The sequence below is a fragment of the Mesorhizobium sp. P2_F8 genome (assembly GCF_056403655.1).
On record NZ_JBFUFB010000012.1, the window covers coordinates 194,702 to 216,074 of the forward strand.

At 63.6% G+C, this 21,373-nt stretch carries 16 protein-coding genes; 11 read left to right on the top strand and 5 right to left on the bottom strand.

What is annotated here, in order from left to right:
- Positions 1–49: 49 nt before the first annotated feature.
- Entirely contained in the window at positions 50–820 is a 771-nt protein-coding gene (locus AC1DZP_RS27260) for a helix-turn-helix transcriptional regulator (protein WP_457151607.1), read from the bottom strand.
- Positions 817–1,527 carry a helix-turn-helix transcriptional regulator gene (locus AC1DZP_RS27265; RefSeq protein WP_477228060.1) on the bottom strand — a complete coding sequence of 237 codons (711 nt, stop codon included), beginning with the start codon at positions 1,525–1,527 and terminating at the stop codon, positions 817–819. The genes AC1DZP_RS27260 and AC1DZP_RS27265 overlap by 4 nt, the downstream gene beginning before the upstream one ends.
- Before the next feature lie 506 nt (positions 1,528–2,033).
- Here AC1DZP_RS27265 and AC1DZP_RS27270 point away from each other — a divergent pair.
- Both AC1DZP_RS27270 and AC1DZP_RS27275 read left to right on the top strand, forming a co-directional pair.
- Positions 2,034–4,943, top strand: coding sequence for a M16 family metallopeptidase (locus tag AC1DZP_RS27270; protein WP_477306668.1), 2,910 nt, complete (start codon positions 2,034–2,036; stop codon positions 4,941–4,943).
- A gap of 63 nt (positions 4,944–5,006) precedes the next feature.
- Positions 5,007–6,200: a TMEM43 family protein gene (locus AC1DZP_RS27275; RefSeq protein WP_477306670.1), complete on the top strand. Its 1,194-nt coding sequence runs from the start codon at positions 5,007–5,009 to the stop codon at positions 6,198–6,200.
- A gap of 92 nt (positions 6,201–6,292) precedes the next feature.
- Here AC1DZP_RS27275 and AC1DZP_RS27280 read toward each other — a convergent pair whose 3' ends face one another.
- Positions 6,293–7,324, bottom strand: a complete 1,032-nt coding sequence (locus tag AC1DZP_RS27280) for a histone deacetylase family protein (protein WP_095084492.1) — start codon at positions 7,322–7,324, stop codon at positions 6,293–6,295.
- Positions 7,325–7,347: 23 nt separating this feature from the next.
- Positions 7,348–8,001: a TetR/AcrR family transcriptional regulator gene (locus AC1DZP_RS27285; protein ID WP_095084491.1), complete on the bottom strand. Its 654-nt coding sequence runs from the start codon at positions 7,999–8,001 to the stop codon at positions 7,348–7,350.
- A 257-nt stretch (positions 8,002–8,258) separates the two neighbouring features.
- Between AC1DZP_RS27285 and AC1DZP_RS27290 the strand changes: the two genes are divergently transcribed.
- The 8 genes from AC1DZP_RS27290 (at position 8,259) to AC1DZP_RS27325 (ending at position 18,933) form a co-directional block, all read left to right on the top strand.
- Positions 8,259–9,938, top strand: coding sequence for an amidohydrolase (locus tag AC1DZP_RS27290; protein ID WP_477306672.1), 1,680 nt, complete (start codon positions 8,259–8,261; stop codon positions 9,936–9,938).
- A gap of 139 nt (positions 9,939–10,077) precedes the next feature.
- Complete coding sequence (locus tag AC1DZP_RS27295; RefSeq protein ID WP_184876476.1) at positions 10,078–11,178, top strand: polyamine ABC transporter ATP-binding protein; 1,101 nt, start codon at positions 10,078–10,080, stop codon at positions 11,176–11,178.
- A 2-nt stretch (positions 11,179–11,180) separates the two neighbouring features.
- Positions 11,181–12,101 carry an ABC transporter permease gene (locus AC1DZP_RS27300; RefSeq protein WP_477306675.1) on the top strand — a complete coding sequence of 307 codons (921 nt, stop codon included), beginning with the start codon at positions 11,181–11,183 and terminating at the stop codon, positions 12,099–12,101.
- Complete coding sequence (locus tag AC1DZP_RS27305; protein ID WP_477306677.1) at positions 12,094–12,894, top strand: ABC transporter permease; 801 nt, start codon at positions 12,094–12,096, stop codon at positions 12,892–12,894. The genes AC1DZP_RS27300 and AC1DZP_RS27305 overlap by 8 nt, the downstream gene beginning before the upstream one ends.
- A gap of 23 nt (positions 12,895–12,917) precedes the next feature.
- On the top strand, positions 12,918–13,952 hold the full coding sequence (locus AC1DZP_RS27310) for an ABC transporter substrate-binding protein (protein WP_477306679.1): 1,035 nt from the start codon (positions 12,918–12,920) through the stop codon (positions 13,950–13,952).
- A 62-nt stretch (positions 13,953–14,014) separates the two neighbouring features.
- The gene (locus AC1DZP_RS27315) at positions 14,015–15,211 is read left to right on the top strand and encodes a serine hydrolase domain-containing protein (protein ID WP_477306681.1); all 1,197 of its coding nucleotides are present in this window, start codon (positions 14,015–14,017) and stop codon (positions 15,209–15,211) included.
- A 91-nt stretch (positions 15,212–15,302) separates the two neighbouring features.
- The gene (locus tag AC1DZP_RS27320; RefSeq protein ID WP_477306683.1) at positions 15,303–16,484 is read left to right on the top strand and encodes a serine hydrolase domain-containing protein; all 1,182 of its coding nucleotides are present in this window, start codon (positions 15,303–15,305) and stop codon (positions 16,482–16,484) included.
- Positions 16,485–16,608: 124 nt separating this feature from the next.
- A complete protein-coding gene (locus AC1DZP_RS27325) occupies positions 16,609–18,933 on the top strand; it encodes a Tex family protein (protein ID WP_477306685.1) in 2,325 nt (774 codons plus the stop codon).
- Here AC1DZP_RS27325 and AC1DZP_RS27330 read toward each other — a convergent pair whose 3' ends face one another.
- Positions 18,934–19,824: a LysR family transcriptional regulator gene (locus AC1DZP_RS27330; RefSeq protein WP_477306687.1), complete on the bottom strand. Its 891-nt coding sequence runs from the start codon at positions 19,822–19,824 to the stop codon at positions 18,934–18,936. It abuts the gene before it with no gap.
- Between the two features lie 154 nt (positions 19,825–19,978).
- On the opposite strand from AC1DZP_RS27330, the gene AC1DZP_RS27335 reads away from it, so the two are divergent.
- Positions 19,979–21,169 (top strand): acyl-CoA dehydrogenase, encoded by a 1,191-nt coding sequence (locus AC1DZP_RS27335; protein ID WP_477306689.1) that lies wholly within the window; start codon positions 19,979–19,981, stop codon positions 21,167–21,169.
- Positions 21,170–21,373 lie beyond the last annotated feature (204 nt).

Here is a 21,373-nt window from a genome sequence, read left to right on the forward strand (position 1 = left end):
CGGGCCGCTTTTGAGCGACACGCATCAGCCGCAAGATCCTCGAATTGCCCTATTCGATAAGTCCCAGCCGCAACGCCTTGGCCACCGCCTGGTTGCGGTTGACCGCGTTGAGCTTCTGGGTGGATTGCGTCAGGTACTGGTTGGCGGTGTGCACCGAAAGCTTCAGCAGCCGTGCGATCTCCTCGCTGGTGTTGCCATTGGCGGTCAGCTTCAGGCATTCGAGCTCGCGCTTGGAGATCGCGCGCATGCGGCCGGTATCGCTTGGGCGCATGAGGGCGACAGCGGCGAACAGTGAAAAGCAGCGGGCATGGATCTCGTAGAGCGCGTCCTGCGGCAGGACGATCTCGGACCCCAGGAAGACGACAAGGCCGCATTGCCCACGCTCGGCATGGACGGGGAAGGCGATGCCGCTCGTGCCAGGCGCCAGCGGTGCCATCTGCTCGGTCCAGGCGAGATTGCCGAACGTCTCCGCCATGGCGGCGATGCCGTCGTCGGTCCACCAGCGCGGTTCCGTCGAGTTGCGGGTGTGGCGCACGATCTCCTCGCCATTGGCGCCTGAAATGAACTTGGTCGCCACGGCAACGCCGGGATAGTCGGAATCGAGGCAGGGCACGAGCCGTGCCCGTTCGGCCGACGGGCTGACGAAGAACAGGCCGAAGGCCGAGGCGTTGATGTCGACGGCGATCCAGCGGCAGCGGCGCACGGCGTCTGGAATGGTGACGGCGTGATGGGTCTCGGAGCCGAGCGAGAAGGCGCCGAACGGGTTGCGCTGCTCGTTGAAAAGGGCTTCGGCAGCCTCCTTGATATCGGCCTGTTTCAAATGATGCCGCTCCTGATCGCCGTGGCGATGGCCATCGCGCGGTTGCTGGCCGCGAATTTCTGGATGGCGTGGGTGATGTAGCTGTTGACGGTGTTGGAGGAGACGCCAAGGATGACGGCGACCTCGTCGGTGGTCTTGCCTTCGGAGACCCAGAACAGGCATTCGCGCTCGCGGTCCGACAGCGGATCCTGCATGGCGGCGGCGGCAATCAGCTGCGGGATGTGCGAGAGCGCGTAGCAGCATTTCAGCTGCGCCCTCATCAGCGCCGGCTGGTCGATGCTGCCGGCAGTCGCTGCCGAGAACAGAGCGAACAGGCGCTGGCGGCCGACATTCAGCTTGAGTGAATAGACCTCGGCATGACCGAGCACATCGAGAAGGCGGGCCTCCTCGCCGGTGATCAACCCGTCTGTCTCGGGCGCCTGCGATGCCACCAGCGGTCTCGGGCGGATGCCGGGGGCGACGGTGAGCGCGCCTTGTGCAAGCCCGGCGATCAGCCGCTTGCCGATCAGCTCGATGGCGTCGAAAATCCAGTTGGACGAAACGATGCGAGCATCGTTGCGGTCCTGGTCGTGGACAATGGCAACCAGCATGTAGCTGTCGGCGCCGATCTCGGCGGTCAGCTGCATGAAAAAGCTTGTGAGATCACCGCGCGACGTCAGGCGCGAGCCCAATGTATCGGATTGAAGAAGCGCGGCGGGACTGCTCATTCTTGTTGCTTTTGGCCGGAATCGTTTCTGCTGTCCGGATGCTGGGTGCCAGCCGCCGAACCTGAATACGCATTACTTTGACGAAGACACACGCTTGGCGCAGGGCTGCGCCAACCAGATCCGAATCCATTCAGGGAACGCGAAGCCGTCCGCGTCTGGTGCCGGAAAACTCCGGAACAAGAGACTTTGGGTGGTTGCCGCGCCCCCCTAGGACCGGCTGATTCGGGTCTAATCTACCCGCAGTTGAATCTGACATCAAACGCGATTTGACAAAATCGAATCCGATGGACTCGCATGCGACTCAGAGGCGGACTCCCAAGCCCTTTCACCACCCTTGGCTCACGGAAACGCCGACACGAAAAAGCCAGACGTTGTTGTTAAGTTGGCATATCGAGGGCCGATCGATTCCGATAGGTTTCCGCTGACCGGCAGGGATGGGCGTCCCTTCGGTCGGGCTGGGCGAGATGGGCAGCGCTTGTTCGCGGCCATCGGCATGGGGGGTGATCATGAAGCGGGTTTTCCTGGCGTTCACGGTGATGCTTGCGATCTTGATCGGTGCGTGGGCGGTAGCCCCCGCACAGGCCGAGCCTGTTGTCACCTATGCGCTCGACAACGGGCTGCAGGTGGTGCTGGTGCCTGACCATCGGGCGCCGAAGGTGGTGATGAACCTGCGCTACCGCGTCGGTTCGATGAATGAACCCGCCGGCCGCTCGGGTTTCGCGCATCTGTTCGAGCACCTGATGTTTTCCGGCACGCCGGCCTGGCCGAACGTGTTCGGCGCGCATGCCGCGCTCGGAAACGAGATCAATGCCTGGACCACCGAGGACGGCACCGTGTTCTATGTCGACGGGCTGTCGTCGTCGCTGCCGATGATCCTATCGCTGGAAGCCGACCGCATGGCCAATCTCGGCGGCTCGGTGACGCAGGCCAAGCTTGACCTGCAGCGCTCGGTGGTCAAGAACGAGATGCGCCAGAATGTACTCGACAAGGCCGGCGCATCCGGCTGGGAGGCCTTCTGGTCAGGGCTGTTCCCGAAGCCGCATCCCTACAGCCGCATGGTCATCGGCTCGGTCGCCGACCTCGATGCGGCGACGCTGGACGACGTGCGCGGTTTCTTCAACACCTATTATTTGCCCAACAATGCGGTGCTGGTGCTGGTCGGCGACCTCAAGGTCGATGACACCAAGGCGCTGATTGCCGACACGTTCGGTCGGGTGCCGCGCGGCGCCGATGTGGCGCGGCCAGCAGTGCCCGAGCCGACGCAGGCCCGACTCAAGCTGGTGCTCGAGGACCGTGTGCCGAGCCCCGTCGTCGTGATCGGGTTCAGCGGCCCGGCGGCGCAATCGCCAGACAATGGCGCGCTCAGCATCGCCGCCGAACTGCTCGGCAATGGCGAATATGGCTTCCTGCGCAATCGCCTCGTCTCGGAACAGGGCGTCGCCACCTATGCCAGCGCGAGCTGGACCGGCGGATTGCTTGGCGGCCGCTTCACCTTCGAGGCGGGCGCGGCGGCAGGCGTGACGCCCAAAGCGCTGGAAGGCGCGATGAAAGCCGCTTTCGCGGATTTCCAGAAGATGCCGCTCGATCCGGCCGATGTCGAACGCGCGCGCAACGGCATATTGCTGGCCACGCGGCTCGGCAGCGAAGCGCTGAAGGATCGCGCCGGCACGGTTTCCTACAACGCCGACATTCTCGGCGACGCGCAAAGCGCGCTGGTCGACGATCCGCGCGTCAAGAACGCCAGCGTCGCTGATGTCGAAGCAACGATGAAGCGGCTGCTGAGGCCGGAAGATGCCAGCGTGCTGGTGTTGAAGCCGGGTCCGCGCGGCGGCTACCCCGACGCGCTGATCGGATCGTCCGGCACGCCGCAGCCGTTCACGGCGCCGGAGCGGGCAGCGATCGATATTCCGAAGCACCAGGCCGGCGAGGCGCCTTCGGCGGTGTTGCCCGCCATGGAAACGGCGACGCTGACGAACGGCATCAAGCTCGTCCACTATACCATGCCGGAAGCGCCGATGGTCTATGTGGCGGCCAGCGCCGACGGCGGCTGGAACAGTGTGCCGGAAGGCAAGGAAGGGCTGCTCGAACTTGCCGCAAGTATGGCGACGCGCGGCGCCGGCGAGCGCGGCTCGGCCGACTTCGCCAAGGCCACCAGCGATATCGGCGCCAGCGTCGGCTACCAGGCCGGATACTTGACCACCGCGATGACGCTTGGCGTGCCTCCGGAAAAACTGGACCAAGGTGTCGGTCTGCTTGCCGATGCGGTGCTGAAGCCGCGTTTCGACAAAGCCGACTGGAGCGTGCTGATGGCGCAGACCGTCGACTGGCTCAATGGCCGCGAGGCGGACCTGCCGGGCGTTGCCGGCCGCGCGGCCAAGACGGCGCTTATTCCACAGGCGCCTGACAAGGCAGCGATCGACTGGTCGGCCAAGGCGCTGGCCTCGATCTCGCTCGACGATGCCAGGTCCGCTTTCAAGACGGAGTTCACGCCGAAGGCAGTGACGTTCTACAGCGTCGGTCCGATGCCGGTCGCGACGGTGGCGGCAAGCCTTGAAAAGGCGTTCGGCACGTGGGCGGATGACGCCGTCGGCTATGCGGTCGAGCCATCGCCGGCGGCGCATTTCAATGACGGCCAAAAAGTGCTGCTGGTGCCCGAGCCCGGCGCCAGCCAGTCGGCGCTGTTCGTGGCGCGGCCGGCGCCCGGCACCGACGAGGGCGAGCGCGCGGAGTCGACCGCGGTCGCCAATCTGCTTGGCGACGATTTCTCCAGCCGGTTGAACTCGGTGATCCGCGAGGAGAAGGGCTATTCCTATGGCGTGTCGAGCTATCTACTGAGCCCGATGAAAGCCGGTTCCGGGCTGGTGGTGGCAACCACCGTCGAGCGAGCCAACACCGGTCCGGCGATCACCGAGATCCTGAGAGGCTTTGCCGGCCTGACCACCTTACCGGTGGCGCAGGACGAGGTCGACCGCACGGTGACGGTCTATCGCCGGGCGCTGGCCGGATCGGCGGAGACTTCGGCCGGCCTGTTCGGTTCGCTGATCGGTGCCGTCGGCTCCGGTTCGACGCTGGAGGACCAGCAGAGCCGGATGACGGCGCGCACCCAGCTGACGCTCGGTGCGGTGCAGAAGCAGGCGCGGGCACTGTCTTCGCTCGATCGATCGCTGATCGTGGTGGCGGGCGACCCGGATGTGGTGATGCCGCAGCTTGCCGCGATCGGCCTTAGGAATGTCGAGATCGTCAAGCGCGACGAGGAAGGCGAGCAGACGGCGATGCGGGCGCTTGACCTTTTCGGCGGCAAGCAGCAAGCGCCGCTGTCCGCCTCGCCATGGCGGGTCGGCGACGGTGGCACGACGCGGGCAGTGCATTCCTGTGCTTCGGCCAAGGATTGCGGTGCGCAAATCCACGCCGATTGATCGGTTCAATGCGCGGCCGCCGGCCGCGCGCAAATCTTGGCACTGTTGGTTTCGGGGGAAACGATGAGCGATTCATTTCGGGAAGTTACATCCGTCTCGTGGTTCGGGCGGATCAAGCGCGCGGTCGGTGGTGTCATCTTCGGCCTGCTTTTGATCGTGCTGATGGTGATCGGCCTGTTCTGGAACGAGGGCCGCGCGGTGCAGACGGCACGCTCGCTCGCCGAAGGGGCTGGCGCCGTGGTCTCTATCAGCGCCGACAGTGTCGATGCCGCCAATGACGGCAGGCTGGTGCATGTCAGCGGGCCGGTGACGGCGGACAGCGGCCTGTCCGATCCGGATTTCGGTATCGCGGCGCAAGGGCTGCGCCTGTCGCGCGACGTCGAGATGTACCAGTGGAAGGAAGAGTCCAAATCCGAGACCACCAAGAAACTTGGCGGCGGCGAAGAGACGGTCACCACCTACAGCTATTCGAAGGTGTGGGACGACAGCCAGATCGACTCCTCGGATTTCAAGAAGCCGGACGGCCACCAGAATCCGCCGATGGCGATCCACAGCCGGACCTTCCAGATTCCGGAAGGCAAGCTCAGTGCTTTCACGCTCGATCAGCCGGTGCTCGATCGTATCGAGGGTGACAAGGACTATTCGCTGTCGGCCAGTCAGTCAGCCGCGATCAAGGCCGCCTATACCGGCAGCAGGCCGCTCAGCATCGTCGACGGCAGGATCTATCTCGGCGTCGACACCACGACGCCAGCGCTGGGCGACTACCGCATCGGCTACGAACTGGCGCCGCTCGGCGTGGTCAGCATCGTGGCACGTCAGGCCGGCAGCCGGTTCGAACCCTACCAGACGGTGGCCGGCGACGAATTGCTGATGGTCGACACCGGCACTGTCCCGGCCGACAAGATGTTTGCCGAAGTCGTCAGCGCAAACACGCTGATCACCTGGCTGCTGCGCGCTGCCGGCCTGCTGTTGCTGACCATCGGCTTTGCCCTGTTCCTCAGCCCGATCGGGGTGATCCTCGACGTCATTCCGTTCCTTGGCAGCATGGCGCGGATGGGCACCGGCATCATCGCCTTCTTCCTGGCGATCCTGGTCGGCACGACGACGATCGCCATCGCCTGGTTCTGGTATCGGCCGGTTCTGGCGGCGGGCATCCTGGCCGCCGGCGTCATCGCGGCGGCGGCGGTCTATTATTTCGGCCGCTCACGCAAGGCAGCCGCACCGGCGGTCGTGCCGAGCACCGGCGCCGCAACCTGATCGCGAGAACCGGGCGGCAACGCCGCCCTGTCCCTGGTTTTGCTTCTGCCGTCGGTGCCCCAAAATCGCTGACGCTTTTGGGGCGACGGCATTTACCTGCCCTCGAAGCCGGTCAGCACGCCGACGGCGTTGACGCCGATCTCCTCGACGGCATAGCCGCCTTCCATGACGAACAGCGTCGGCAGGCCGAGCCTGGCGATGCGGCGGCCGATCTTGGGATAGTCCGATGTCTTCAGCTTGAACTGGCTGATCGGGTCCTTCTCGAAAGTGTCGACGCCGAGCGAGACGACGACGACGTCCGGCGCGTAAGCGGCAAGCCTGGCGCAGGCATCTTCAAGCGAGGCATTCCAGGCGTCCCAGTCGGTGCCGAACGGCATCGGATAGTTGATATTGAAGCCTTCGCCGGCGCCCGAACCGCGTTCGTCGGCATGGCCGAGGAAAAAGGGATATTCGACCATCGGATCGCCGTGAAGATTGAGGACCTGCACGTCGGCGCGGTCATAGAAGATCTCCTGCGTGCCGTTGCCATGGTGGTAGTCGACATCGAGGATGGACACACGGCTGGCGCCCTGGTCGAGGAACCATTGCGCGGCGACAGCGGCGTTGTTGATGAAGCAATAGCCGCCCATGAATCCGGCCCCCGCATGATGGCCGGGCGGGCGGCAGAGCGCGAAGGCGGATGCCTCGCCGCCCTTGACCAGGCCGGCGGCGGTCAGCGCCACGTCATAGGAAGACTTGATCGCGGCCCATGTGCCTTCGACGAAGGTAGCCCCGGCATCGAAGGAATAGTAACCGAGCAGGGCGTCGATGCGCTTAGGCGGCACGTCGCCGCGCAGGCCGCGGGTCGGCCATGTGAAGGGCATCGCCGAGCCCTTGAAGCCGGCTTCCACCCATTGCGGCCAGACCGTCGGCAGGAAGTCGATGTAGTCGGCCTTGTGGATACGCCTGGCGGCGGCAAGATCGTGCTCGAGCGGCAGGACGATCGGACCCAGTTTCTCGCTTTCGACCCGCGCCTTGATGAATTCGGCCCGCGAGGGCATTTCGAAACCCGGCACGATCGCGGCGGTGACCAGTTCCATCTGGCCGGCATGGCCAGCATGAAGCGGCGAATAGACAGTCTTCATGAAATTCCTCTCGAAGTGCGAAATCAGTCAAGGTTGAGATAGGGGCTCACCAGAGCGAGCCACATGGTTTCCACATCGTCCTCGATGAGGTTGTATGTCCTGCGATCCCTCTTCAGTCCGACCAGCCGGCAGGCGTGCCCGACCTCCATCATCACAAGGCCGAGCCGTTTGGCGATCTTGTCTTCGAGAACAGGATTCACATGCCGCAGCCAGGCGGCGTAAAGCGCGATGATCTGCTCGTCATATTCGTCCTGGATAGGCCTGAGATCGGCATTGCCAGAAATGGCCTCGATCACCGGCATCAGGGTCGCGTTCTCGAGATAGATACTGGACGTGTCGATAAAGAGCTTGCGCACTTCGCGCCGGAATTCTTCGCGGTTGGTGGGCCGGGGGACCTTGATGCGCTTCTCGATCACTTCGGGAAAGGAGGACAGCCAGCGCCGGGCGAGGTCCAGAAGAATGGCTTCCTTGTTGGGGAAGTATTGGTAGACCGAACCGACCGACAGGCCTGCGCGCTGCGCAATGGCGAGCGTCGTCGGCGTCTTGGTTCCTTGCTCCCGCGTCAGGATCAGTGCCGCGTCGAGAATCCGGTCGACCACCTTGCTCGACCGTTGTTGGCGCGGCTGCTTGCGCGGTTCGAGCGCTATCCTGGTTTTGCGGTCGAGACTGCGCTTCACTGCCTGATGTCCCCGTTCCCCGCCCGGTCCCAACACACGGGGAGGGTGCTGTCCACAATACATTCCAAATTCCGCATGTTGACAAACGCGAATAAACAGTCGCATTCTTTATCCACGCTGTCTTCAGGGATAACAAGGGGAATTTCGAAGACAGCATGCTGGCATCGTTTTTTGTCCGTAGCGCCGCTCCAGTGGAGTGGCCGCTCGTGGGCACAGGGTTGTCGGTCTCAGTCAGTCGTCAAAAGCGCGGAGTCGCGATGTCTGTCACGGGTGCGGGTCATAATGCTGATCTGATCGTCATCAACGGTCGCGTGCTGACCATGGACCATGACAATCCCGTCACAGAGGCTGTTGCCGTCAAGGACGGCGCCATCATCGCCATCGGCAGCCGCGCCTCCATCGAAGAGCTCAAGGGACCGGCCACCAAGGTCATCGACGCCAAGGGCGGTTCGGTGATCCCGGGCTTCATCGAAGCCCATATGCATCTGTTTTCAGGCGGGGCTGAACTTGCCCACCTCCAGCTCACGGGTATTCACGGGTTCGAGGCGCTGCAAAAGGCGATCCGCGACTACGCGCCAACCCAGCCGGATGCGAAAATGCTGGTCGGGCAGGGCGTCGACTACACAGTGCTCGGCAGCGAGCGGGTGACACGACACCATCTCGACGCCATTTTGCCCGATCGCCCCTTCTGCATGGCGGCGCCAGATCATCACACCATGTGGGCCAACACCAGGGCGCTGGAAATGGCCGGCATCCTGCATGGGCGCACGCTTGGCCCCGGCAACGAGATCGTCATGGGCGATGATGGCTTGGCCGGCGGCGAATTGCGCGAGGGCGAAGCCTTCGGTCCGGTGCTTGATCTTGCCGGCGAGAGCCGGGTGCGGCTGGGCCTGGCCACCGGCGGCGAGCCGGACCCGATGCCGACCGCGGCCGAGCGGGCCGCCGACCGCGATATCATGCGGCGCGGGTTGGCCTGGTGCGCGCGCCACGGCATCACCTCGATCCAGAACATGGACGGCAATCTCTATCAGCTCGAGCTGCTGGCCGAGATCGAAGCGGAGGAAGGGCTGCCCTGCCGCGTGCAGATACCGTTCCACTACAAGAATTTCATGACGCTCGACATGCTCGAAAAGGCGTCCGACATGGCCAAGCGCTACAACAGCGAGTGGCTGTCGTCGGGCATGGTCAAGGTGTTCTACGACGGCGTGCTGGATTCCTGGACAGCGGTCATGGTCGAGCCCTATGCCGACCGTCAGGACTGGGTCGGCGAGCCGCTGTTCACGCCGCAACAATTCATCGACCTGGCTGTCGCCGTCGACAAACGCGGGCTGCAGATCGCCGTGCATTCGATCGGCGACGGCGCCGTGCGCGCGGTGCTCGACGGTTACGAAGCGGCGCAGAAGGCCAATGGCAAGCGCGACAGCCGCCACCGGGTTGAGCACATCGAGGTCACCACCACCGCCGACGTTCCGCGCTTTGCCGAACTCGGCGTCATCGCTTCCATGCAGCCGCCGCACCCGCCTGGCGCCATGGATTTTCCGCTGGAGCCGACCGTATCGCGCATCGGGCCGGCGCGGTGGCCGTTGAGCTATGCCTGGCGGACCTTGAAGGATGCCGGCGCGCGCGTGGTCTTCGCGTCGGACTGGCCGGTGTCGCCGATCGATCCGATCCTGGGCATCCAGGCGGCAGTGTTGCGCAAACCGTGGGCAGAAGGCGACCCGGACCAGAGTTTCTCGCTGCATGAATCCCTCGCCGGCTACACTGTCGAAGGCGCCTATGCCGAATTCGCCGAGCACCACAAGGGCATGCTGAAGTCTGGCTATATGGCGGATCTGGTGGTGCTCTCGGCCGATATCGAGGCGACCGCGCCGGAGGCGTTGCACAAGGTGCATCCGGTAACGACGATCTGTGGTGGCAAGATCACCTATCAGGCCTGACTGTGGCATGAGGCTTGCTAGCCAAATTACGAATTGAACTGTGATTCAGTGCCGGGCTTGCCAACATACCGGCCTTGTGTTCACATCGAACAGGGGAAAATTCCGCCAGCAAGAGCGGGGTCAACAGTGAGGCGTAATCGTGCCGGACAAACCGGATCGGAATGCGATTGAAGTTGTCAAAGTAAGCAAAATTTTCGGATCAGGAGAAGGGCAAGTCGCTGCCCTCGATACGGTCTCGGTATCCATCCGCGAAAACGAATTCTTTACGCTGCTCGGCCCGTCGGGCTGCGGAAAGACGACGTTGCTGCGGCTGATTGCCGGCTTCGACTTTCCAACCGCCGGCGAAATTCTGCTCTACGGTCAGGACATCGCGCCGCTGCCGCCGTTCAAGCGGCCGGTCAACACCGTCTTCCAGTCCTATGCGCTGTTTCCGCACATGACCGTGGCCGAGAATATCGGCTTTGGCCTGGAGATGCTGGGCAAGCCGAAGGCTGAGATCAAGGCGCGCGTCGACGCGATGTTGAAGCTGGTCAAGATGGAAGCGCTCAGCGCGCGCCGCACCAGCCAGATCTCCGGCGGCCAACAGCAGCGTGTGGCGCTGGCCAGGGCGCTCGCACCGCAGCCGAAAGTGCTGCTGCTCGATGAGCCGTTGTCGGCGCTCGACTACAAGCTGCGCAAGGAAATGCAGATCGAGCTGAAGCGGCTACAGCACGAGACCGGCATCACCTTCATCTTCGTCACCCATGACCAGGAGGAAGCGCTGACCATGTCGGACCGCATCGCGGTGATGTCGTCCGGCAAGATCCTGCAGGTCGGCTCGCCGCGCGACATCTACGACCGGCCGTCGGAACGCTTCGTCGCCGATTTCATCGGCGAGTCGAACTTCCTCAAGGCCGAGGTGGTTGGTGTTTCGGCAGGCCGCGCGACGGTAAAACTGTCGTCGGGCACGGAAATCCCGGCCTCGCTGCCGGAGGGCCTGGTTCCCAAGGGCAAGGTTACCATCGTCGTGCGCCCCGAACATGCGCAGTTGAGCGCCGCAAGCCCCAGTGCTTCGCTGTCGGGCACGGTCGAGAACATCGTCTATCTCGGTACCGACACGCATTTCCATCTGCGCCTCGCCGATGGTGAGCCCTTCATCGTGCGGCGCCAGAACAGCCGTGGCACCGGCGACGGTATCGTCCAGGGCGGCAAGGTCGGCATCCTGATTGGCGGCGACGCCGCCCAGGTCTTGAAGGACTGACGATGGCGACCGCAGAGGAAGTCGCCAAGGCAGCAGAGCGGCGCGATATCCGCGATCGCTGGCTTTTGTCAGCCCCAGCACTGCTGGTCATTTTTCTCGCCGCGACCGGCCCGTTGCTGATCGTGCTTGTCTATTCGTTCCTGACGCCCGGCGCCTATGGCGACGTGAAGTGGCAGTTTTCATCCGATGCCTGGTTGTCGGTGTTCATGGAACGCGACATTTTCGACGATACGCTTTCTCTCGCGGCAGCGCATGTCACCATCTTCTGGCGCTCGATCAAGCTTGCCGTGGTGACCACGCTCGCCACATTGGCGCTCGGTTTCCCGACCGCCTATTTCATGGCGACACGCAGCGAAAAGACCAGGGATCTCTGGCTCTTCCTGATTACCATTCCGTTCTGGACCAACCTTCTGATCCGCACTTTTGCCGTGCTGCAGATCATCCGCAACGAAGGCATCGTCAACACGATCCTGCTCAAGCTCGGCATCATCTCGGCACCGATCCAGATCCTCTTCACCGATACGGCGATCCTGATCGGCATGGCCTATGTCTATCTGCCGCTGATGGTGCTGCCGATCTACGCCAGCATGGAGAAGCTCGATTTCCGGCTGGTCGAGGCGGGCTACGATCTCTACGCGACACGCTTCAAGGTGCTGCGGAAGATCATTTTCCCGCTGGTCAAACCCGGCGTCATCGCCGGCTCCATCCTGGTCTTCATTCCAGCACTCGGCGCCTACGTGACGCCGGTCGTGCTGGGCGGCGGCAAGAATATGATGCTGTCCAACCTTATCGAATTGCAGTTCGGCCAAGGCCGCAACTGGCCGCTCGGATCAGCGCTGTCGATCGCCGTCATGATCATCGTCATGGTGGCGCTGCTTGCCTATGTGCGCAATGCCGGAACGTCAGGGGTGCGTCATGGCTAGCAATTTCTCAATCAAGCATCAGCCGGGCTTTACCGCGATCGCGGCGACCTGCTTCGTCTTGCTCTACCTGCCCATCATCGTGCTGGTCGTCTATGCGTTCAATGCGGCGAACTCTACATCGGAATGGGGCGGCTTCTCGCTCAGATGGTTCCAGTCGGCGTGGCAGAACACGCAGGTCATCGATGCGACCCTGCGCTCGTTCCAGATCGGTGCCACCGCCGCGGTGTTCTCGACCATCTTCGCCACCATGGCTGCGCTCGCCACGACGCGCACGGCGCCCTATCCGGGTCTGACGTTCAAATATGCGGCGATCAACCAGCCGCTGATGGTGCCCGAGATCGTCACCGGCGTGGCGTTGCTGATCTTCTTCTCGCGCATCAAGATCTTCACCGGCTATTCCGGCCTCGGCTACCTGATCGCCGCGCATACGGCGTTCTGCATTCCCTTCGCCTATCTGCCGATCCGGGCGCGGCTGGAGAATATGGATCTGACGCTGGAGCGCGCCGCGGCCGATCTCTACGCGACGCCGTGGAAGACCTTTCGCCGCATCACGCTACCGCTTTTGTGGCCCGGCATGCTGGCCGGACTGATGCTGGCCTTCGTCATCTCGCTCGACGACGTCGTCATCACCGAGTTCGTCAAATCCGGTGGCCAGGACACGCTGCCCACTTACATGCTCGGCCAGATCCGCCGTGGCGTAACACCCGAGATCAACGCGATATCGACCGCTTTCCTGCTGCTCTCGGTCGCGATCGTCACGTTGTTTTTCTTCGTCAGCAGGAAACGAAACTGAAACCAACAATGGGAGTTAGAACGATGAACTGGAAGACAACAGCGACCGCCATGGGGTTGGCGTTGCTCGCTTCGACGGGCCTGGCTCGCGCCGATGGCGAACTGAACATCTACAATTGGGGCAACTACACCAGCCCCGATGTGATCAAGAAGTTCGAGGACAAATACAAGATCAAGGTGACCATCACCGACTACGATTCCAACGACACCGCGCTCGCCAAGATCCGGCAGGGCGGCACCGGCTTCGACATCGCCGTGCCATCGCAGACCTACGTGCCGATCTGGATCAAGGAAGGCCTCCTGCTCGAAACCGATCCGGGCAAGATGGAGAACTTCAAGAACGTGGCGCCGGAATGGGCCAATCCTGAATTCGATCCGGGCCGCAAATATTCGGTGCCGTGGGCGTGGGGAACGATCGGCGTCGTCGTCAACACCGATGCCTACAAGGGGCCGGCCGATACGTGGGGCATCGTCTTCAACACGCCCGACGAGCTGAAGGGCAAGGTCAACGTCGTTCCTGAAATGAACGATGTCATCTTCGCGGCGATCAAATATGTCGGCGGCCAGCAATGCACCGACGACAAGACGGTGCTGAAGAAGGTGCGCGACCTGCTGGTGGCGGCCAAGCCGAACTGGATCGCGATGGAATACAACACCATCGAAAAGATGGTACCCGGCGACTTCAAGGCGACCAGCGACTGGAACGGCTCGGCGCTGCGCCAGCGTCTGGCCAACCCGGCCATCCATTACAACTATCCGAAGGAAGGCTTTGGCCTGTGGAGCGACAATGTGGTCGTTCTGAAGGAGGCCAAGAACGTCGAGAACGCCAAGCTGTTCCAGAACTTCATCATGGATCCGGAAAACGCGGCTGGCCTCTCGGCCTTCCACCGCTACGCCAACGCCATCGTCGGCTCGGACAAATACATGCCGGCTGACATGAAGGACGCGCCGGAAGTCGTCATTCCGGCCGACGCCAAGCCGAAAGGCGAATTCCAGAAGATGTGCGCGCCGGAAACGCAGGAACTCTACACGAAGATCTGGACCGAACTGCAGAAGTAATCGCTGCATGACGGACCCGGCGGCACGCCGCCGGGTCTTTTCTTTTCCGGGAATGGCTTTTCATGGACTCCTATCGCAACAGCGATCCGCGACCGCCGATCATGCAGGGCTCGCCGCCCGCCATGATGCCACCGAAGCTCGACTGGGACCGGCCGCCATGGAACCGCTGGGCGTTCCAGCACATCAGGGAAATTCTGCCAACCGCCGAAGTCTGGCGCGGCAATGGCCATCGCCATCGCTTCGAACGCGCCGAAGTCGATCTCGACGGACTGGCGGTCGAGGACAGCACGGGCCAGCCGACGACGCTCGCCGGATTGCTCGACGAGACATACACGGACGGCTTCCTGGTGCTCAAGGACGGCAGGATAGCCTATGAGCGCTATTTCAACGGCATGGGCGAGCGGTCGCTGCACCTGTCGCAGTCGATGGCGAAGTCGGTCACCGGCTCGGTGTTCGGCATACTGGTCGGGCGCGGCCTGATCGATCCGGCCAGGCCGGTGACGGACTACCTGCCGGAACTCAGCGTCACCGGCTGGGCGGGAGCCAGCGTCCAGCACGTGCTCGACATGACCAGCGGGGTGCGATTTTCCGAGGAATATACCGACCGCTATTCGGACATCGGCCAGGTCGATGTCGCGACCGGCTGGAAACCGGTGCCGCCGGACAGCGATCCGGCTTTTCGCTGGCCTTCGCATATGTTCGAGCTGATCCTCGGCCTCACGGAAACGATCCGCCCGCATGGCGCGGCCTTCGAATATCGCTCGATCGAGACCGATGTGCTCGCCTTCATCATGGAGCGGGTGACGGGCAAGCGCCTGCCGCAGTTGGTGTCGGAAGAACTCTGGCAAAAGCTCGGCGCTGATGAAAGCGCCTGTTTCACCGTCGACAGTGCCGGCTATGCGGTCGCCGATGGCGGCTTCAACGCGACGCTGCGCGACTATGGCCGTTTCGGCCAACTGATCCTCGACAATGGCGGCGGCGTGGTGCCGGCCGACTGGATCGAGGCGACGCGCAACGGCAGGCACGGGCCGGACTTCAATCCCAGCCTGCCCGAAGGCAGCTACCGCAACCAGTTCTGGATCGAGGATCCGCGCTCGCGCGCACTGATGTGCCGGGGGGTGTTCGGCCAGATGATCCACATCGACTGGAACACAAGCATGGTCGTGGTGAAGCTTTCGACCTATCCGGACTTCAGCAATGTCGCCTATTCGGTGGCGACGGTGAAGGCCGTGCATGCCATCGCCGCGGGACTTGCCTGAGAGGCTGCTTGAAACCCACTCCGGCGGCCATCGCCGGAGCACCTTTCGAAACAGCCTCCAAGAAACCCAAAGAAATCCAGAAGGATACGCCATGACCGGCAAGACCGCGTTCGAGACCCGCTACGGCTTCCGCCGCAATGAGGTGCTGCTCGCCAACTGGCGCGAAAACCCGTTCAATCGGTGGTCGTTCCAGAATCTCGGCGAGCTGGTGCCGACGGCACCCGTGGCAGCAGTGCCGGGTGGTATCGAGGCGCCGGTGCGGAATCTGGGCGGGTTGCTCGACGACAAAGTCACGATTTCCAACGCGCCTGAGACGGTGGCTGATTTTCTTGTACGCTCGAACACCGACGCGCTGACGGTGATGAGGGGCGGCACGGTCGTCGGCGACTGGTTCGCACCGCATATGGATTTCGGCGCCCGCCACATCATCTTTTCGATCAGCAAGTCACTGACCGCCATTGTCGCCGGCATATTGGAAGGCGAGGGCTTGTTCGATCCAGAAGCGCCGGTGACGCATTACATTCCGGAAGCCGCCGGCTCGGCCTACGCCGACGCGAGCGTTCGGCATGTGCTCGACATGGGCGTCAGCCTCGACTTCGAAGAGGCCTATCTCGATCCGGAAAGCGCCTTTGCCCGCTATCGCCGGGCGACGCTGTGGAATCCGGGGGGTGGCACGGAAAGCCTGCGCGAATTCATCCTGACCTTGCAGCGCCTTGCCGAGCCGCATGGCCAGACCTTCCGCTACCGCTCGCCCAATTCCGACCTGCTCGGCATCCTGCTCGAACGTGCCTCGGGCCAGCGCTTCACCGACCTGATGCGCGAGAAACTGTGGCTGCCGCTCGGCGCCGTCAACGAAGCCTCGATCGGCGTCGACATGGAAGGCACGGCGCGCACCGCCGGCGGCATTTCGGTGACGCCGCGCGACCTGGCGCGTGTCGGCGAGATGATGCGGCAAGGCGGCACGGCCAATGGCCGCCGCATCGTGCCGGAGGCATGGGTGCGCGATACGATTGCCACCGGCGGCAGTTCGGAAGCCTGGCAGCGTGGCGCGATGCTGCCGCTGTTCCCCAAGGGCCGCTATCGCAACAAATGGTACCAGACGGGCCTGCCGGGCGGCGCCTATTGCGGCATCGGCATCCACGGCCAGTGGCTCTATGTCGATCCCAGGACCGAAGTGGTGATCGCCAAGATGTCGTCGCAGCCGGTGCCGGTCGATGATCCGCTCGATATCGAGATCGTCGCCTTTTTCGAGGCGCTGAGCCGGATGGTCTAATCTCCTACCCGCCAATTGCCGCGCGCTTTCCTGTGGACCCGCCGGGCTGATGAAAACGCGGCGGTTGGCGGACTGAACGTCTGCGCCTATGGTCGCCGCTCTTTTCGACGAGAGCAGGAACGACATGGCATCCGACATCAAGCGCATCGCAGCCATCATCGCGGCCGAGATCACCGCGCGGCCCGAACAGGCCGCCGCGGCGATCGAACTGCTCGACGAGGGCGCAACGGTGCCATTCGTGGCGCGCTACCGCAAGGAGGTGACGGGCGGGCTGGACGACACGCAGCTGCGCCTGCTTTCGGAGCGTCTGGCCTATCTGCGCGAGCTCGACGCGCGCCGCGACACCATCCTTGGTTCCATCCGCGAGCAGGGCAAGCTGACCGACGAGCTTGAAGGCAAGATCGTCGCCGCCACCACCAAGGCGGAGCTGGAAGACATCTACCTTCCCTACAAGCCGAAACGGCGGACCAAGGCTGAAATCGCCAGGGAGCGCGGGCTGGGGCCGCTGGCCGAAGCCATCCTGGTCGACCGGTCTCTGGTGCCGGCCGAACTGGCGCTGACCTATGTGACCGATGAGGTGGCCGACGCCAAGGCGGCACTCGAGGGCGCGCGCGACATCCTGTCGGAACAGTTCGCCGAGAATGCCGACCTTGTCGGCAAATTGCGCGCCTACATGAAGGAGCGCGCTTTCATGCGCGCCAGGGTGGTCGACGGCAAGCAGGAGGCCGGCGCGAAATTCTCCGACTATTTCGACCATGTCGAGCGCTGGGCTACCGTGCCGAGCCATCGCGCGCTGGCGATGCTGCGCGGCCGCAATGAAGAGGTGCTGTCGCTCGACATCGAGGTCGATGCCGATGACACGTCGCCGGTGAAGCCGGTCGAGCGCATGATCGCCAACGCCTATGCCATCGGCGGCAGCCTGCCGGGCGACCGTTGGCTGATGGAGGTGGCGGGCTGGACCTGGCGGATAAAACTGTCGCTGCATCTGACGCTCGACCTGATGCGCGACCTGCGCGAGCGCGCGGAAGAGGAAGCGATCCATGTCTTTGCCCGCAACCTGAAGGATCTGCTGCTTGCCGCGCCCGCCGGCTCGCGCGCCACGATGGGGCTCGACCCCGGCATCCGCACCGGCGTCAAGGTGGCGGTGGTCGACGGCACCGGCAAGGTGCTGACGACGACGACCGTCTATCCGTTTCCACCCAGGAACGATGTGCGCGGCACGCAGGCGGAGCTGGCCAAACTCATTCGCCTGCACAAGGTCGAGCTGATCTCGATCGGCAATGGCACCGGCAGCCGCGAAACCGAAAAGCTGGTGGCCGACATGCTGTCCGATATGCCGGCGGATGGCGGGCCTAAGCCGCTCAAGGTGATCGTCAGCGAGGCGGGCGCCTCGGTGTATTCGGCTTCAGCGACGGCGGCGGCGGAATTCCCCGGCCTCGACGTGTCGCTGCGCGGTGCGGTGTCGATCGCTCGACGCCTGCAGGATCCACTGGCCGAACTGGTCAAGATCGAGCCGAAGTCGATCGGTGTCGGCCAGTACCAGCACGATGTCGACCAGTACCGGCTTGGCCGCTCGCTGGAAGCGGTGGTCGAGGATGCGGTCAACGCCGTCGGCGTCGATCTCAACACCGCCTCGGCGCCGCTGCTGGCGCGCGTTTCAGGCCTTGGTGCATCGCTGGCCGACGCCATTGTCGCGCATCGCGATGCGACCGGACCCTTTGCCAGCCGCAAGGATCTGCTCAAGGTGCCCCGCCTTGGACCTCGCGCGTTCGAACAATCCGCCGGCTTCCTGCGCATCGCCAATGGCAGCGAGCCGCTTGATGCCTCGTCGGTCCATCCGGAAGCCTATGGCGTGGCCAAGAAGATCGTCGCCGCCTGCGGCCGCGACGTGCGCGCGCTGATGGGCGACAGCGCCGTGCTCAAGGCACTCGATCCGCGTGTCTTCGTCGATGAGCGTTTCGGCTTGCCGACGGTGCGCGACATCCTGGCGGAGCTGGAAAAGCCCGGCCGCGATCCGCGCCCCGGTTTCAAGACCGCGACCTTCGCCGACGGCATCAACGATATCAAGGATTTGAAGCCCGGCATGCTGCTGGAAGGCACCGTCACCAATGTCGCCGCCTTCGGTGCCTTCGTCGATATCGGCGTGCATCAGGACGGGCTGGTGCATGTCTCGCAACTGGCCGACCGTTTCATCAAGGACGCGCATGAGGTGGTCAAGGCGGGTGATGTGGTCAAGGTGCGCGTCGTCGATGTCGACATCAAGCGCAAGCGCATCGCCCTTTCCATGCGCAGGGATGGTGGTGAGGGCAGCGCCTCGCGCGGCGGGCCACGTGACACCACGGGTGGCAAGCCAGCGCCGCGTTCGCCAGCTCCGCAGCGCCAGCCGGAACGACCGGCGCAGCAAGGCGCGTTCGGCGCGGCGTTGGCCGATGCGTTGAAGCGGAAGTAATTACCTGGTCAGGTGACCCAGCAGCCAGTCGCGAAAGCTGGCGACCGGCGGGTGGCCGCGCTTGTCGTGCGGGACGACGAGATAGTAGGCGCTGCGGCTTTGCATCGGCTGGCCGGGCGCCGGCACCAGCTGGCCGCGCTGCAATTCGCCGGCGATGAGGATCAGCGGTAGCAAGGCGACGCCGAGCCCCGCCATGCAGGCTTGGGCGGCGGTGCCGAACTGTTCGAACTGCATGCCCGGTCCGGTCGGCGCGCTCAGGCCCTGGTGCTCGAACCATTCGGTCCAGGCGCCAGGGCGCGTCGCCATGTGCAGCAGCGGCAAGCGACCGATATCCGCCGGTGCGGCGATGGCGCGGCCGGCGAGGAATTCGGGCGACACGACCGGCGCCACCGTTTCGCGCACCAAGAGCGTCGAGTCGGCCTCCGGCCAGTCCGGCAGGCCGTAGTGGATGGCGGCATCCAACCGCTCGCGGGCGAAATCGAAACGGCCGACGCGGGTGACGAAGTTGATGGTGATATCAGGATTTTTTTCGACGAAATCGGGGATCATCGGCATCAGCCAGCGCGTGCCGAAGGTCGGCAAGATGGCGAGGTTCAAGATGCCACTATGCCGATTGCTCATCAATCCAAGGGCGGCGTCACGCAATTGGCCAAGCGCCGACCGCACCGCGTCGGCATAGATTTCGCCTGCCGTCGACAGCCTGACGTTGCGGCTGTCGCGTTCGAACAGCCGGCGGCCGAACTGGTCTTCCAACAGCCTGATCTGCCGGCTGACCGCGCCCTGGGTCAGGTCGAGTTCCTGGGCGGCGGCGGTGAAACTGCCGAGGCGGGCCACCGCCTCGAAGGCGGCAAGGGCACTTGTGTTGGGTAGAAGGCGGCGCTGGACACTCATGATCCATTACTAACGCTCATTGATCGGTGAAGCAATTTCGTTTGATTTTTTCAGGCCGCGGGTCGATAAGCCGGGCCAAGATTTTGCTTCATGCATGTCGTCATCCCAAAACCGCTGACACTTTTGGGCGACCTGCATCAGTTGGGAGAGAGCCATGGCCGCCGACAAGAATGCATTCGTCTGGGAAGACCCGTTCCTGATCGAGAGCCAGCTTTCGGAAGACGAGCGCATGGTGCGCGATGGTGCCGCGGCCTTCGCCGCCGACAAGCTCGCGCCGCGGATCGAGGACGCCTATCTCAACGAGACGTTCGACACGGCGATCTTTCGGGAAATGGGCGAGGCCGGCCTGCTCGGCATCACCATTCCCGAGGAGTTTGGCGGACTTGGCGCCAACTACGTGACCTACGGGCTGGTCGCGCGTGAAGTTGAGCGCGTCGATTCCGGCTATCGCTCGATGATGAGCGTGCAGTCGTCGCTGGTGATGTATCCGATCTACGCCTATGGCTCGGATGAGCAGCGCAAGAAGTACCTGCCCAAGCTCGCTAGCGGCGAGTGGATCGGCTGTTTCGGCCTGACCGAGCCGGACGCCGGCTCCGACCCGGGCGGCATGAAGACTCGCGCCGAGAAGACCGCCAATGGCTACAGGCTCTCCGGCTCGAAGATGTGGATTTCCAACTCGCCGGTCGCCGATGTGTTCGTCGTCTGGGCGAAATCATCGGCGCATGACAACCAGATCCGCGGCTTCGTGCTGGAAAAGGGCATGAAGGGGCTTTCGGCGCCGAAGATCGGCGGCAAGCTGTCGCTGCGGGCTTCGATCACCGGCGAGGTGGTGATGGAAGGCGTCGAGGTCGACGAGGACGCGCTGCTGCCCAATGTTTCCGGACTGAAAGGCCCGTTCGGCTGCCTCAATCGCGCCCGCTTCGGCATTTCCTGGGGCTCGATGGGTGCCGCCGAAGATTGCTGGCACCGCGCCCGCCAGTACGGTCTCGACCGTAAGCAGTTCGGCAAGCCGCTGGCCGGCACGCAGCTTTACCAGAAGAAGCTCGCCGACATGCAGACCGAGATCGCGCTTGGATTGCAGGCCAGCCTGCGCGTCGGAAGGTTGTTGGATGAAGGCAAGATGGCGCCGGAAATGATCTCGATCGTCAAGCGCAACAATTGCGGCAAGGCGCTCGACATCGCCCGCCAGGCCCGCGACATGCATGGCGGCAACGGCATCCAGATYGGCTACCACGTCATGCGCCACGCGCAGAACCTGGAGACGGTCAACACCTATGAAGGCACGCATGACGTGCATGCATTGATCCTGGGAAGGGCGCAGACGGGCCTGCAGGCGTTTTTCTAAGCTGCGCCGATATTCAGGTGAGGCCGGCCTGCAAACGTTGGTTTCCTGCGCTTCCGGTGCTCACGTACTTTAGGTACGCTCCGCTCCGGTTCTCGGAACCCATCGTTTTCGACTCGGCCTGACCTGAATCCCGGCACAGCTTAAGCCGGCAACACCTGCTTAAATTAGGTGCACCGCAACATCTCTGCTTGGAGAATGGCCGCC